Annotated in this window: 15 protein-coding genes; 1 reads left to right on the top strand and 14 read right to left on the bottom strand. The window is 59.3% G+C overall.

The features are described 5' to 3' along the window. The 3 genes from OQK_RS20455 to OQK_RS20445 form a co-directional block, all read right to left on the bottom strand. On the bottom strand, positions 1-3561 hold a 3561-nt coding region (locus OQK_RS20455), incomplete at its 3' end, for a phage tail protein (RefSeq protein ID WP_016774024.1). Between the two features lie 58 nt (positions 3562-3619). After that, complete coding sequence (locus OQK_RS20450) at positions 3620-4222, bottom strand: tail assembly protein (protein WP_016774023.1); 603 nt, start codon at positions 4220-4222, stop codon at positions 3620-3622. A gap of 53 nt (positions 4223-4275) precedes the next feature. Further along, positions 4276-4698, bottom strand: a complete 423-nt coding sequence (locus tag OQK_RS20445) for a hypothetical protein (RefSeq protein ID WP_016774022.1) — start codon at positions 4696-4698, stop codon at positions 4276-4278. Between the two features lie 138 nt (positions 4699-4836). On the opposite strand from OQK_RS20445, the gene OQK_RS29465 reads away from it, so the two are divergent. Beyond that, positions 4837-5097, top strand: a complete 261-nt coding sequence (locus tag OQK_RS29465) for a protein L (protein WP_081489877.1) — start codon at positions 4837-4839, stop codon at positions 5095-5097. Between the two features lie 283 nt (positions 5098-5380). Here OQK_RS29465 and OQK_RS20435 read toward each other — a convergent pair whose 3' ends face one another. The 11 genes from OQK_RS20435 to OQK_RS20385 form a co-directional block, all read right to left on the bottom strand. Continuing rightward, positions 5381-5611 (bottom strand): hypothetical protein, encoded by a 231-nt coding sequence (locus OQK_RS20435; protein WP_016774020.1) that lies wholly within the window; start codon positions 5609-5611, stop codon positions 5381-5383. Positions 5612-5635: 24 nt separating this feature from the next. Continuing rightward, a complete protein-coding gene (locus tag OQK_RS20430) occupies positions 5636-6400 on the bottom strand; it encodes a C40 family peptidase (protein ID WP_016774019.1) in 765 nt (254 codons plus the stop codon). Between the two features lies 1 nt (position 6401). Then, positions 6402-7151, bottom strand: a complete 750-nt coding sequence (locus OQK_RS20425) for a phage minor tail protein L (protein WP_016774018.1) — start codon at positions 7149-7151, stop codon at positions 6402-6404. Positions 7152-7160: 9 nt separating this feature from the next. Next, positions 7161-7499 (bottom strand): phage tail protein, encoded by a 339-nt coding sequence (locus OQK_RS20420; RefSeq protein ID WP_016774017.1) that lies wholly within the window; start codon positions 7497-7499, stop codon positions 7161-7163. Then, complete coding sequence (locus tag OQK_RS20415; RefSeq protein WP_016774016.1) at positions 7499-10849, bottom strand: phage tail tape measure protein; 3351 nt, start codon at positions 10847-10849, stop codon at positions 7499-7501. The genes OQK_RS20420 and OQK_RS20415 overlap by 1 nt, the downstream gene beginning before the upstream one ends. Further along, entirely contained in the window at positions 10846-11115 is a 270-nt protein-coding gene (locus OQK_RS20410; RefSeq protein WP_038861478.1) for a DUF1799 domain-containing protein, read from the bottom strand. Before OQK_RS20410 ends, OQK_RS20415 begins: the two co-directional genes overlap by 4 nt. 47 nt (positions 11116-11162) lie before the next feature. Next, complete coding sequence (locus OQK_RS20405; RefSeq protein WP_016774014.1) at positions 11163-11543, bottom strand: phage tail assembly chaperone; 381 nt, start codon at positions 11541-11543, stop codon at positions 11163-11165. Between the two features lie 3 nt (positions 11544-11546). Next, positions 11547-12203, bottom strand: a complete 657-nt coding sequence (locus OQK_RS20400) for a phage tail protein (protein WP_016774013.1) — start codon at positions 12201-12203, stop codon at positions 11547-11549. 71 nt (positions 12204-12274) lie between these two features. After that, on the bottom strand, positions 12275-12694 hold the full coding sequence (locus OQK_RS20395; RefSeq protein ID WP_016774012.1) for a phage tail terminator-like protein: 420 nt from the start codon (positions 12692-12694) through the stop codon (positions 12275-12277). Further along, positions 12691-13326 (bottom strand): hypothetical protein, encoded by a 636-nt coding sequence (locus tag OQK_RS20390; RefSeq protein WP_038862000.1) that lies wholly within the window; start codon positions 13324-13326, stop codon positions 12691-12693. Before OQK_RS20390 ends, OQK_RS20395 begins: the two co-directional genes overlap by 4 nt. A gap of 22 nt (positions 13327-13348) precedes the next feature. Beyond that, positions 13349-13741, bottom strand: coding sequence for a hypothetical protein (locus OQK_RS20385; protein ID WP_016774010.1), 393 nt, complete (start codon positions 13739-13741; stop codon positions 13349-13351). Between the last annotated feature and the right edge of the window lie 25 nt (positions 13742-13766).

Below are 13766 nucleotides of genomic sequence, written 5' to 3'. Positions count from 1 at the left end.
CCCCAGATATCCAAGACGGACACGCAGCACATTGTTGGCGTCGTAGACCGAGACGTTCAGTGAGTTGATCACCAGTCGACCCTGCCCAGGCACTATGCCGTTGATCTCCAGCGTTCCATCTTTGTTGAGGATCCATCCTTGAACGCCGGCGATGTAGTTGGTCGAGCTGATGTAGCTCCCGATCTTCGCGTTGGTGATCGTGCCGTCGGCGATGAACGCCGAATTCATGAACACTTGGCCGCCCTGTACAGCGAACGGTACCGAGATCGCGCCGCCGGCGATGGTGTTGACGATAGCGAAGCGATTAGCGGCCACCAAGAACTGGCTTTGGAAAACACCGTTGACGTTCTCAATTCCCAGGCCGATGCCCGCAGCCACATACTGACCATTCGCAGTGACGGACATCTTCACCGACCACATCGTTTTCAGATTGCCGTCTAGATCAGCAAAGGCCTCGGCGGTCTCCTGAATGGCAGATGTGTTGTCTCCCACCGTAGCGGTCAACTGCGTGATTTTTGTGGCCGTGGCCTCTTCGTTAGTGGCAACAGTTTGCTCCAGCTCGGTCAGGTTTGCAGCGTTTTCACCAACCTCAGCATCAAGCGTTGTTACTCGCTGGGTCAGCGCGCTGTTCTGCGAAACACGAGCCTTCACTTCCTGTGCAAAGCTGGTCGAAGCATTCCAGCCACGCAGAGCATCTTGTGCGTCGCCCTCTCCGTTGTCATCGCGATAAGAAGCACGCAATGCCTGGAATGCCGTTGCCTGCGCCGTCACCACTCCGTCGAGCTCTGTGATGCCGGCCGTGTTGGTGGCGACCTGCTGAGCTAGGCCGTTTGCGGTTTGCACGGTCTGCCCGACGTCAAGCCAATAGTCCGGATTAGGCGGCGGTGTATCCACGGGCACCGCGCCCGTGGCTTGAAAGATCCGCTTGCCGACCACTACAAGGTCGTATTCCTCATATGTCGCTTCCGGGTCGTAACCCTTCAGCCCGTCGAGCGCATCGATCTGCGCTTGAAGCCCGGGAATCTTGTCGATCTCGTCGAGGATGTCTTGCCCCAACTCGGTACGGCCGATCTCTCCGGCGATCATTTCAAGAATCGCAGCAGCGTCAGAACTGGATTGCCCCTGCACACCGAGCCCGATCGGATACCACGGACCGATGTTGCCGATCTTGTCTACGATGCGCCCCCAGAAATAGAACGTCACACCAGCGCGCAGGCCGAGCATTGAGAAATCGCTTTGCGGATAGGCCAGGTCTGTCAGCTTGGTCGCAGCTTCCAGCTCAGTCGTCGGCCCGTACCAGATCTCCGTGCGCTGGCTATCCTCGGCCCCAGCAGGGAATCCCCACTTGAGGTAGATGCCGAACAGCAGCGGCGTGGCAGTCAGGAACGCCAGCGCCGGCGGCAGCCCTTGCTTACCGCTGAGGTTGGTCAGGATCGAGTTGCGCCACGGCGACGTGATGTCGAAGGCGCTCACTGCGCGGACGCGAGCCACGTAGGCCCCGGCATAGATGCCGACCACGTCCACGTTGGTCATGCCGGTGCGTTGTAGCTTGATCCAGTTGCCGCTGTCCTTGCGCCACTCCACGTCATAGCCGACGGCGCCATCCACGGCTAGCCAGCTGATGGTCATGGTGGCCACGGCCAGCCCCTGCACAACCGATGAAGTCGACGAAAGCGACACGCTCGCCGGCGCCGGCACAACGGTTATTGGAATCACGCTGATCGGGCGTTCTTCCAATCGTGCACCGGTGTCGACGAAAGCGAACTTGCTCGGTTCGAACTGGAGCGCGCTGATTTCGTAGTCGCCCTCGGTGGTGCGCTTGGTGCGCAGCACGCGATACAGTGGGATTGCCAGATCGTCCGCGTCGAGCGCCCATTGCAACTGCGCCACCGGAGACTCGCTGTAGGCTACCGTGACTGTCACCGCGCGCCCGTTCACGCTCTGCACTGTGCGACCTTCGGCGCGGCCGCCGGGGAGGTTGATGATCAGCCGGTCGCCGGCCTTGGCCTGGGTGTCGCGATCGAGGGTAATCACCCGCCCCGCCACCGCCGAGATCCGTCCGCCCACTTCCCGGCCAGCCAGCAGCGAATCCGCCACCGGGATGATATGGCCCGGCAACGGGATCACGCCTTCCATGCCGGTCTTGAACGAGACGGTGCGGTCTTGGTTGTTGCTGAGGATCGCCCACTTGCCACGGCGCTGGGCCTCGGAAGCACGGGTGCAGCCAATGGCGCTCAGCTCAGTCGGCCGGTCGCCATAGCGGCGTTGCAGATCCAGGTCAGCGAACGGAATGACGTCGGTGTCGTAGTTGTTCGCCGGGTTGTCGTAGCTGACCAGCGCCCGGGTGTAACGGGTCTTCGCAGATGCACTGCCATAGGAGAACTTGCCGTCGATCACGTTCGACCGAGTGAACACATAGTCGAAGTCCTGCGCGCGCGGCATGTCCGCCTGCATCACCAGCTGGCCCTGCGCCCAGTACGTCATGCCCCGGTAAATCGCCGAGATGTCGCGTAGGAGCGACCACGCATCCGCCTTGCCTTGCAGGTTCATGTCGCAGAGGAAGCGTGGTTCCTGCCCGCCCAGCCCGTTTGGCACCAACTGATCGCAGTATTGGGCGATGCGGTACAGCTCCCACTTATCGACCATGAACGGCTTGATGCGCTTGCCTAGACCGAAGCGGTCTTCGGTGCAGATGCCGTAGGTGATCCATGCCGGGTTGTTGGTCCAGGCTGATTTCATCGAGCCATCCCACGTCCCGGTGTACGTGCGGGCAATCGGGTCGTAATTGCTCGGCACCATCCAGCGGCGAGCCTTGCACTTCACGGTGACCGCCGGGATGTTGGTGAACTGCTCGGCGTCAAACTCGATGTAGAGCAGCGCGGTATTCGGGTAGCGCAGCTTGGCGTCGATGACCTCGGTATATCCGGCCACCAGCATGGTGTCGGCGATCTTGTTGGTGTTCTGGTTCGGCGTCAGCCGGCGCACGCGAATCTGCCAGCCAGTGGTGGCGTCGGGAAGATCGATCCGGCGCGAGCGCTCGTAGCGCGTGGTGGTCTTGCCGTCGACGGCGTCCACCAGCACCTGCTGATAGGCGCCGCCATCAGTGGCGACGTCGATCGCGTACTCGATCCGGTAGCCGCCGACATTGCCCTGGTCATCGGAGCGTTGCAGTGCTGGCCAAGCCAGACGCATGCGCACGGCGGAAAGCTGAGTATTGGTGATCGAGCGGATCCACGGCGAGTCGCTGCGCAGCTCAATGTTCAGCGACGTCTCGTTCTCAACGGAAGGAATGCCCGGGATGTAGGTCTGATCCACCGAGCCCGGGCGCCAGTCCCACTTCACGTTCGGGAAGTTGTAGTTACCGCTGGCATCGCGGATCGGCGTGTTGTCCAGGTAGATGTCGTAATCGGTCGGAACGCTGTCGAATTCACCCTCGCCCACGGCGATTAGCAGCTTTGCCAGGTTGGTCGAGCGCAGGCTGTCGCTGGCTTCGGTCGGCGACTTCGGCTTGCTGCTGCCGCCCTTCTCGCCGTGGATATCGATCTGTGCTGCTGCGCCCATGCTTTCCTCCAGGCATAAAAAAACCGCCTCGCGGGCGGTCGTTGTGCTGCTGTCCTGATTACACTTTGTCTTCAGCCAGGATCGAGGCCGAAATGATCATCCCGCCCCACCGGCGTTCACCGATACAGATCGGCACCGGGTTGCCGCTGGCAGTGGTGTTCTTGGCGCTGCCGAAGGCGTAGGACGGGGAGTTTTCGGGGGAGGCGCTCTGCTTTAGGCCTGAGGCCTGCGGACTGAGCATTTGAATTACGCCGCCGGCGACCAAGCCAATACCTGCACCGATCAGAGGCGCGCCGAACGGGGTGGTGGAAAGGAACGTACCTGCTACGATCAAGACCGCTCCAATAATGGTCTGGATGAGGCCGGCTTTTTTGCTCCCCTGGATGATCGGCACAATGCGAATATCAGTTGCTCCACCCAATCCAAATTCCGCCTCGCCGACGTTTTTCCGATTGCGAAACACGGCGAAGCGCATGCCCAGCCGGTCGAGGCGTTGAATTTCTTCCTTGAACCCTACAAGCGTTGCCTTCAGCGCTCTGAATGCCTCCCATGCTTGGCCGGAGTCCAACGCTCGACGGTGAACCCTGCCAAACTTCGCCGCCAAGGACCCTGACAATTTGATCGAAGTCATTGGCTGATAGTGAGCAACGGTGGAATGCATGCTTTTCTCCGGACATAAAAAAACCGCCCGAAGGCGGCTGATTGAAAATTTACTTACTGATAATCGACGTATGGGCCAATAAAAAATCCGCTCATGTCCCCGCTGATTCGGTAGAGGCTTTCTTTGCCGCTTTTCACATTGGCAGAGATCGTACGGATGGCTGCCCCGCCACAAAGCCCAGAGCCGGCAAGACCCGCTCCGATACTTGGATTACCCGGCGGAAGGTAAAAGGATGCGCGCTGCCCAGTGCCGATTTTAGCGGCCTTCCGGCCATCGACATACACGACTATGTCACAACCAGATCCAACCATTCCCGAGTCCCGGACGACGGTGACCTTGCCGCTTTCGCCGGCCGGCTTATTTTGAAACGCGTACAGCTCATCACGCGGCACCGGATCAGCCTGGCTAACCGGAATGGCAGAAGATGCACACCCCGCCAACAGCGCTAACGACAACGCTCCTACGATAAATTTCATGCAGGTCACTCCTGTGGGAAAGGGTGAACGATATCACCCTGAGAGCTGTGTGGGCATCCAGCGTGGACGAAAGCCCAGTAACTGGGTTGGATCCCATCGTAGTAGCGTTGTGACACCCCCATCGATAGGTAAAGCGATATGGCCCTCGTAACTCCTGACACACGCAGTTATGTGAAAAACACAACTACTCCGAAAAATAAGCACTGGACTCATATCTATGGAATCGGCACCGATGTGCCAGTTTCTGGGATCTACCGCTGCACCGGCTGTGGCGATGAAATTACCTCAAACAAGGGGGACATTTTTCCACCGCAAAATAAAACCCAGCATGAATGCCAGAACAAGGCAGTTATGTGGGAACTGGTGGTGATGACGCAAACAAAAGGACCTAATAAATAGACTGCGTAGCAACGGATTCCCCAGTCCTTTGCCTGCAAGCCCAAGGACTGGGATTGCGCCAATTTCGGCGCGCTTATGACCTGGAGGTCAATATGAGTGCAACGCAGCTGCAGCAAATTTTGCGATCCGCCGAACAAAACGCAAACCGTATGCTGAGGTTCGCTCCTCAGGATCATCAAGGGCAGGAGTTTGCGAAGGCGGCGAATGCTGCAATCGAAGACTTGGCGAAAGCGGTAGTCGCGCTCCATAAGCGAGTTGCGGAACTCGAGGACAGATAGTGTCCTTAGGCTGGAGCGGCCCCTGCCGCTTCACCCAGCCTCGTTTCAAAGGAGATCTCAGTATCTCGCCCCTCAGGTCCCGCCGGAAACATCGTCGAGCAGAAAACCGAGATTAAGCGCCCTTCTTCGAACGCGGAATCATCTCCATACTTTTCCTTCAAAACAGCAATAAGTTCGCTCTGCGTCAAAGTGAACTTCTCCACCTTGTAGTGCACTACTTCAACTGTCTTACCCATGTCGTCTCCTGCGGCCTTACCGCGTCACGTGGTTGATTGTGCATTTTTGTGCCTGAGGATCAGGCGTGTCCGGTCGAGCCACGGCCCGCCAAACACAATGACCTCAGATGGCCTGCCGTACAGGTGGTGCAGCAGGAACGGACCGGGGCCGAATGTCGCCGCATCCTCTCCCGGCAACGCCGGATCGGTGCCGAGGAAGATCCCGGCGTGGTTCGGGTAAACGGTGCGCCCAACTTCCATCACGATCATGTCGCCGCGCTGCGGCTGGTCTACGCGGTAGAAGCCGGCGGCCTCGTAGTTCGCTTCGTACAGGCTGGCGTTGTCCTTGCTTTCCCACCAGCCATCAGCGCGCTTGAAGACCTCGAATTCCAGCCCCCATTCGCGCTTGTACCAATCGGCGCAGACCTGCCAGCAGTCCCAGGCGCCGTGCACGAACGGGCGCTTCAGCAGCGGAACGTCGCCAGATGGCATGACAGTTCTCAGATCGCCCTCCGGCCAACTGAGTATGTGCCAAGGCATCGCGGTGGCTTCGCACATGGCGAGGTCACGCGGTGACGGCCTGCTGGTCGCGTCCGGATGTGAATGAACCACGCCAATAACCTCGCCGATGTCCTCGGCTGCCGCGTACTCCTCCGGGTCGATTCGAAACTCTTCGTTCGGCTCGGTAGAGACGTTGCGGCACGGGTAGTACTGCTGCTTTCGACCCACCGCCAGCAAAAGACCGCAGCACTCTTTCGGATACTCCGCCGCAGCGTGCACCTGAATCGCGCTCAAGATGTGTTTACGCATGTCAGCTCCGTGCGATCAGGGAAACGGCCGGGAAGCCACCGAACGGCAGCGGGCTGCCTTCGCCGAAGCGAGGGATGCAACCCTTGCCCAGCGTGGCATCGCACTCATCCAGCTCGGGGTTATCAGTAACAACGCCGTCCTTCGTGACATATGGGCCGGTGTAGCCACAGTTTGGCCCGCGATAGCCGCCGGTGAGGCACCAGTGGCAAAGGGTTGTGGCCTGCCGGCCGATCGATTCGTTACCTACGTCGCCCGGGCTGGCCAATTCCCAACTTACGTTCTCCCCGTCCTCGTTCGTTTTCTGGTCGATGTACCAGACCTCGATTGTCTCTTGGGTTGGATCTGCCGTTGGATTGCCGGCCGGGAAGTTGGCGGTATCGAGATAGCTGCCCAGCGTGTGACGCATCGTCAGCTTGAACTCGAGCAGATCCTCGAACGCCAGACAGAGCGCGGTAATGCGCCCATTGACGTTGCCGACCGACAGCGTGGGTCGTACTGCCGTGCCGTCGCCGTTCGCCTCAATGCCGTCGATCTGCATCGGCCAGGCGCTGTATTCATGGCCCTGCCAGTAGATCGCCTTCGCCGGCAGTTGGTCGGCATTGTCGCCGGCGGCAATCAACTCGGCCGCCGTGTGCGGTATCGCGTGCCCGTGAAAGCGCAACACGTCCGCGCCATAGTCCGTGCCGTCCAATTCAAAGAGCAGCACTTCGCTGCCAGGCTCAAGCGCCTGGATTTCACTGATCAGCGGCATGGTTGCCCCTTATGGATGGAATGCACGCTCGAACGTGGCGGTAAGTTTGAAAACCCCACCGCCCACCGGAGTGGGCACGGGGTTCTTGCACGTGAACAGGCCAAGCTGGCCCAAGGGAGTCGTCCAAAGGAAGGCTTTCGCGCCGGCGTGCCGATCAAGGAACGCCATGATCTCCAGTACCTTGGCTTGAGGGCCGCTGTAGGTGATCGGGTACGCGTCTTCCTTGTTGTTCGGCCCGTCGCCAACTTCCTGTTTGTAGCCGCCGCCAAACTGCGAGGTGCGTACCCGATAGGAAATCTCGGGCGAATCACCATGCTGAGTCGGCCAAGTAAATTTTTCGATGGCCATCAGCCCCTCCCATTTGTAAGACGCCAGATAGAACCGCCTGGCTGAAGCGCTCGGGCAATTGCGGTTTCAGCTTCGGTTTTCGCCGCCTGTTGAATGCCCTTGCCCAACTGCGAGGTGTCTTCCGTGCTGGCTGCGCCGCCGCCTTGGGTTTGCACCGACACTGCGACGGGGAAGTTGTAGACGTTGCTACCACCACTCCCGCCGCCGCTGATTGCACGAACTCCCAGTTGACCGCCGGCGGTGCGGGTCAGTGGCATGATCGCCTCTGGCCCCGCCTCGCCCATGACGCCCGTCTGCCCGCTCGCCATGCCGAACGCTGTCGGCTTGCTCACAACGGAGTTGGTGAACGCCGCGCCATTGGCGAACATCTGCAAGCCGTTTGCCCATGCTCCGCCGAGCGCCTGTGGAAAGTAGCTGCCGGAATAACCTGCCGAAGACGCCCCCAGATTCGACGACGTCGCACCAGCGGAACCTGCCGCCAATCCGTTGCCAGTCCCGCTACCAGTGAAGTAACTGGTGGCCGCACCAACCAGACTGCTCAGCAACGCCGAACTGGCCTGGCGGGTCGCGATCCGAGCCATATCCGCCAAGATCGACTTGGTGAAATCCGCAAACGAAAGCTTGCCGGTCATGGCGAAGTTGACGACTGCGTCTTCCATCGAGCTGAAGGCGTTGCCGAACAAGGTCTTTGTCTGGCCGGCAATGTTGCTCGCCGAGTCCAGGTAATTTGCCCAGGCCGACGTTGCGCCTTTGGTCCAGTCCCCTTGTGCTTTTTCGACATCGGCGTAGTTCTGCCGGATCTGATCGGTTGCAGCTTTGTTCGCATCGGCGAGCGCCTGCGATTTGCGTGCGAACTCTTCTTCGGACATCTTCCGAGATGGGTCGGACTTCTGGTTAGCCAATTCCAATGCTTGCTGTGCGAACCGATCCTGCTGGCTGTTCAGCTCGCCATTAAGCGCATTCTGACGATCGCCTTGACCGACACCTAGGACCGCACGTTTCCCTGCGAGCTCCAGCGCCCGCTGCTGCTGATTCAGCGCCTGGACATATTGGTCCATCGTGTAGGTCTGCTTCTTGACCCTTTCCTCTTCATTGAGGCGCAGCACTTCCAGCTGACTGTCAGCGTCTTTCTGCGCCTTGACCATGCCGTCGCGCGCGTCAGCGATCTTTTGGTCGAGCTGAATGCTCTGCGCCGCGGTCGTGGTCTTTTTCGCCTTTGCAGCTTCCAGCGCAGCAATCTCAGCCTCGTACGCGCCGTTCACTTCGTCACGCTCGTTGCCGATCAACGCTTCGCGCTTCAGGGCATAGTCAGCCTGAGAAACAAGACCGGCCTTTTGCGCCGCCTCCAGTTCCTTCTGAGCGTTTTTATAGTCAGCGCTGATGGCGGCCAAGGCGTTTTTGGCGTCATTGAAGCCTGTCAGGTCGACTTGAGAAGCTGCCGATTTCGGATCTTTGTTTTTATCTTCAAGCCCTTTCTTCAGCGTCTCGTAAGCGCCGCCAGAGAACTTGCTACCGTCGTAAAATACGCCATCAAGCAGGGGCGACTTCTGTCCTGTTTTCTCCGCATTTTCGTACAGGGTTTTGAACTGCTGGTTGAGTTTATCCAGCGCGGCCTTGCGCTTATTTAGCGGATTAATGTCATCGAGCTGCGCATCAAGCGCTTTCTGAACCTCGATGGCTTTCTGGTTGGCATCATTATTTTCACCGGTGGCGATTGCCAAATTGGTGCTGGCGGTCTGCCGGGCTTTGAGGCCGGCGAGTTTCTTCTCCAAAGCTTCGGTGGAGTCGTCATGCTCGCCAGTACCCAGGCCCAGTGCCGTGTTGAGAGAGCTGAGACCGTTGGAGATTGCGCCCGCTACTCCGCCGCCCTTGCGGGTATCCAGAATGCGCTGAGTGATCTCGATCTGCTTGGCCAAGTCCGGGAATATTTCCGAACGGACCTCGGCGTACGCGCCTTTGATGGCTGATTTGATTTTATCCCAGTCGCGCTCAACATCTGATAGTGACGCGCGATAGGCGTCCAATCGCTTAAGTGCGGCCTGATTCACATCTTCGCTGAGAACATCAAGTGCACGCTGGCTCTCGCCCTGATCATCAAGTGCTTTGATAACCTGATACTGCTCGAGAGTCAGCAACCCATACTGACTGCTGATCTTGCCTGCGGCTTCTGTTGCCGTGTCGCCAGCGGTGACGAAAGACTTGGCGAGCTCGGCAGCGCCTTGGCCAGTTACTTCACTCACGGCCGCTGCGGCTTCAGCCAGATTACGCATTTGCGTGCCGCTGGTAGCTGCTCCGGATGCAAGCGAAATAACTGCCTCGCGGGCGCCGGACAGATTGCCGGTGACGCGCCCAGCTCCGTCGGCCATGTCCTTCAGGCTGGCGATGGTCTGCCCCGCGCCGTTCGTACCGCCGTTGATAGCGGCATTGAGCTCGCGCGCCTGTTTCATTGCATCGAAGTACGCATACCCCAGACTGCCGATTACAGCGACCAAAAGGCCAGCCGGGATCAGCATCCCTGCAAGACTTTTCGCTGATTCACCGGCGCCAGCGCCCAGCTGAGCGATTGCGCGCGCACCACTGCCCAGATCGCCTGCCTGAATGGCATTGGCGAGCTGCATGACGTTTTCTTGAGCTTGGCGCGTGCCGAGCTTTAGCTTGTCGAATGCGCCAGCGGCTTCAGTCAGGCCCGCGCGATCCTTGCCGATCTTGGCCAGGGCTTCGTTATAGCGCTCAGCATCGACCTGCCCAGCATTGTGCAGGTCGTTTAGCGCCTTCTCCTGAGCCTCCAGCTTCGCCAACTTGGCGGTCACTGGATCAATACCGTTGACGGTGCGCTTCAGCGCCTCAATCTGGCGATTCTCAGCCTCAATCAGCTTTTGCTTCTGGGCCAGCTCTTTGGCTTCCGCCTTTTCAATCTTGTCGTAGGCCTTACCCAGTTGATCCTGGTAATTGGCCTGCTCCTCGATGGTGACCAAGCCGCCCTTGCGGGCGCGCTCCAGCAATCCCTCGGCCTGAACCAGCGATTCCATGCTCGAGATATTGCCCGTCATCGCCTTGTCGAGCTGACTGATGACGGAGATTTCCGCTACTGCGCTATCAGTGGCTTTGCGGCTTGCACCGGCTTGACGGTCCCTCGCTGCCGTCGATTTATCGATGCTTTGCGCAAAGTCCGCTTCTGCCTGGGAAACCCTTTTACCGGTGTTGGCCAGGCCTTCGCCCGTTTTCCCCAGGTCATCAATGGCCTTCTGGGCTCCTTCTGCCGAATCGACGAGCTTATCCAGATCGTCAGCAGCCTTTGCAGCCTGTGACGACTCGACCGCGATACCCAGGGAAGCGAAGTTGGTGCTCATTTTTGATCTCTCTGTTCCGCCATCACCTGCAAGGCTTCAGCCTCCATTCGCCGGAAGTCGCTGAAAATGGTTTGTCGCTGGCTGATCGGTACGCCACACATCCGAATCACACCGGATAGAACGCTGTAGTCCATCCCTGTTGCGCCGCACGCGCCTGTGCGCCACTGGGTGCTCATAGCCTCGAAGACCTTGAAGGCGTTCCAGTTGTCAGGCCAGATGCCGACTTCCTTGTCGGGGATGTCCTGACGCGATAAACCGAAAGCCATCAGGTCCGCATCCGATGGCCCCGGCTCGTACAAGGCGCGGGAGGCGCTTAGGAGTTTCCCAAGCGAGCTTCACTGAAAGCTTCCGCGTAAGCGTTCAGCACAGCCTTGGGGGCCGAGTTGATCGAGTTAACGAGGATGCGCACGTTTTCAGGTGTGAACTTCTCTTCGATATCCCAGCCGACTACCACCGCCAGGAGCTGTTCGACCTGGAGATCAATTTGAGCAGCCGTGAACGCCTTGAGGTCCATGTCGCCGACCTGCTTGCTCAATTCGTCGTGCCGCTCATTCCAAGCGGTATACAGGTCCGCAAGCTCGGTGCGGTCCAAGTACTTGAACTCGAACTCCACCTTTTCGGCGCTATAGCCGGCCCGCTGGATCATCACCGGTGCCTTGAAGGTCGGCTTCTGGATCAACTTGAATTTGGCCATGGCTTACACCGTGGCCGCGTAGCGAGTTGGGCGACCGGTCAGCGCGATGCTGATCACGCGGGTCATCAGGTTGTTGCGGGACATGGTCGGTGTCGAAGTGATCGACACGTAGCCGTTGTAGATGATGCTGCTGCCGCCAGGAAGGTTGAGTCGAAGCAAACGCGCCTGCTTGTCGTCGTCTGCAGCTTCGCAGACTTCCACGTAGGGCTTGGAAGGATCGTCGGCAACAGTGATGGTCAGCGTGATCGGATTTTTGGTGGTTGGCATCTGGCGATCATCATCGTCGGCCAGGAAGCCAAAGGTCAGAAACTGCTGGTCGCCGCCGCTGGAGTTCAGCTCGGTGATCTGCGAAATTTCAGTAAAACCGGTTACCTCCCGCACCGAGCCGATGCCCGAGCCGGCCGGATACTGCTGGACGTTGACGGTATTCACGCTTTCCAGCGCGAAAGTGCCGCTCTCGATCTCGCCGACTCGTACGCCCCGCCCTTCGAGACGGGTCCAGCCAGAGTTGACCGCAATCACGTCGCCTTCGGCCAAGCCATGCGCTGCCGCGGTAGCGACGGCTGGATTGGCGTTCGTCAAGGCGGTGAATGGGATCGCGGGGCCATAGGTGGCTGCAATCTCGAAGGTGGCGCCGTTGGGCATTTGGATGCCGGCCATGGGTGTTTCCTCTTTCTGAAATGACAAAACCCGCACAGAGGCGGGTTTCGGGGTATGCCCAACGGGCGTATTCAAGTGGCGATGTCAGCTCGATACTCGAACGACACCGGTACAGTGTATGCGGGTGGATCAGGTATGCCGGGGCCGGGATCAACTGGCGACATCGTAACAACGGTGAGGCCTGCCTTTGTATCTCGCGCATAAAGCGGGAATAGCATGGTCAGCTCCGCCACAAGCGGGTTGGTCTTCGCCTTGCCGGTGCCGGCCGGCGACACAATGCTGACCTGGTAGACGCCGATGAACGCGCGGTGGTCGCCGGCGAGCGTGCTGCTCGCGGTATCGCCCGGCAGCAAGAACGCCCGCAGATAGGTTTCGCCGTCGGCCGGGTCGTATTGGATGTTTTCGAACACAACCTTGATCGGCTCCGACCGGGCCTTGCTCCAGGCAATGAGCTTGGCCTCGTAGATCGAGGCAATAATGGAGTGGCTCATACCCGGTTGTTCCTTGTGGCTTCGTCGACGATCTGCTGAAAACGGGCCAGGGTGACGCGCACCATGCCGCCCGGTGCCTGCTTGGAGTGGCCGTACTCTAGAGGCACTGCATATGGCAGGTTATTCACGATGTAGGCCGTCTCGCCCGCGGTGAGTGTCTGGACCTGAAGGCGCAATTTGGCCAAAATCACGCTGCCTGCGGGATCCACTTGATCAAGCGTGCCCTCCGCCGGCGTGCCAATCGAAAGCTGCCAGTTCCCGCGAAACCGCCCGCCGACGTAATCGTTGCCCGCCACCAGGCCATTCACATTGAAATTCTGGTCGCGCTCGGTCTTTGTCAGGGGCTTGGCGTATTTGACGCCCCGCCGCAGCTTGCCGGCCTTCGTGAAGTTCGATTCGTCGAGGTTGATGATCGTGTTGCGCACGGCGACCTTGAAGTCATAGTCGTCGGCTGCGCGGGTGTTGGTCTGGCGGTGAGCAACGTTCGCTGCCCAGATTTCAGGATTTCCCACCGGTGACATGCGGATAACGCTGCTGCCGATCTCGATCACGATCTCGCGGATGGTTGCGTCGATTCCGTCCTTCGCTCGCTCGGCGAAGTCGCGGATGCTCTCGGCGAAGCTGCCGTTCATGCTCGCATATTTGCTCGCCACATCATTTCCTCAGCTGTGCCGTCCACGTTGCATCTGCAGGATCGGCGGACACGTTCATCACCCGCAGACCGTTGATCGTGTCGCCAATGACCGGCGATGCAAGCATCGCCGTCGGCGCGCCGCCCTCTGACACAAACAGCTCGTTTTGCAGCGCCAGCAGCTTCTTGTCGGTGGTTTGGATGAGGGAGCCATCGATTTCCTTGGACAAATAGCTGCCCAAGACACCTCGCCCCATGTACGTGACTGTGGTCTCCGGCGTCTCGCCACCCAGGTCAGGGTCATACTCGCCAGGAATCTTGCGGACGCCCTCCACCGGCTTTACCGCGTCGGCTAGGCCGTCAGGATCGTCGAATGCCTCGGCCATTTCGGCCTGAATCTCTTCGCGCATACCCATGATCAGATTCTCTTCAGCATCATCA

The sequence above is a fragment of the Pseudomonas sp. R62 genome (assembly GCF_000257605.1).
Classification (GTDB): domain Bacteria; phylum Pseudomonadota; class Gammaproteobacteria; order Pseudomonadales; family Pseudomonadaceae; genus Aquipseudomonas; species Aquipseudomonas atacamensis.
The sequence above is the reverse complement of the archived record's forward strand: the minus strand, read 5'-3'. Positions and strand labels throughout refer to the sequence as shown.

What these genes read in the sequence shown, in the direction of transcription:
- OQK_RS20405 (WP_016774014.1), bottom strand. Translation starts at nt 11,543, where the DNA reads ATGGCCAAATTCAAGTTGATCCAGAAGCCGACCTTCAAGGCACCGGTG.
- OQK_RS20425 (WP_016774018.1), bottom strand. Translation starts at nt 7,151, where the DNA reads ATGCCGCTGATCAGTGAAATCCAGGCGCTTGAGCCTGGCAGCGAAGTG.
- OQK_RS20385 (WP_016774010.1), bottom strand. Translation starts at nt 13,741, where the DNA reads ATGGGTATGCGCGAAGAGATTCAGGCCGAAATGGCCGAGGCATTCGAC.
- OQK_RS20415 (WP_016774016.1), bottom strand. Translation starts at nt 10,849, where the DNA reads ATGAGCACCAACTTCGCTTCCCTGGGTATCGCGGTCGAGTCGTCACAG.
- OQK_RS20395 (WP_016774012.1), bottom strand. Translation starts at nt 12,694, where the DNA reads ATGAGCCACTCCATTATTGCCTCGATCTACGAGGCCAAGCTCATTGCC.
- OQK_RS20435 (WP_016774020.1), bottom strand. Translation starts at nt 5,611, where the DNA reads ATGGGTAAGACAGTTGAAGTAGTGCACTACAAGGTGGAGAAGTTCACT.
- OQK_RS20420 (WP_016774017.1), bottom strand. Translation starts at nt 7,499, where the DNA reads ATGGCCATCGAAAAATTTACTTGGCCGACTCAGCATGGTGATTCGCCC.
- OQK_RS29465 (WP_081489877.1), top strand. Translation starts at nt 4,837, where the DNA reads ATGGCCCTCGTAACTCCTGACACACGCAGTTATGTGAAAAACACAACT.
- OQK_RS20410 (WP_038861478.1), bottom strand. Translation starts at nt 11,115, where the DNA reads ATGGCTTTCGGTTTATCGCGTCAGGACATCCCCGACAAGGAAGTCGGC.
- OQK_RS20445 (WP_016774022.1), bottom strand. Translation starts at nt 4,698, where the DNA reads ATGAAATTTATCGTAGGAGCGTTGTCGTTAGCGCTGTTGGCGGGGTGT.
- OQK_RS20400 (WP_016774013.1), bottom strand. Translation starts at nt 12,203, where the DNA reads ATGGCCGGCATCCAAATGCCCAACGGCGCCACCTTCGAGATTGCAGCC.
- OQK_RS20430 (WP_016774019.1), bottom strand. Translation starts at nt 6,400, where the DNA reads ATGCGTAAACACATCTTGAGCGCGATTCAGGTGCACGCTGCGGCGGAG.
- OQK_RS20390 (WP_038862000.1), bottom strand. Translation starts at nt 13,326, where the DNA reads ATGAACGGCAGCTTCGCCGAGAGCATCCGCGACTTCGCCGAGCGAGCG.
- OQK_RS20450 (WP_016774023.1), bottom strand. Translation starts at nt 4,222, where the DNA reads ATGCATTCCACCGTTGCTCACTATCAGCCAATGACTTCGATCAAATTG.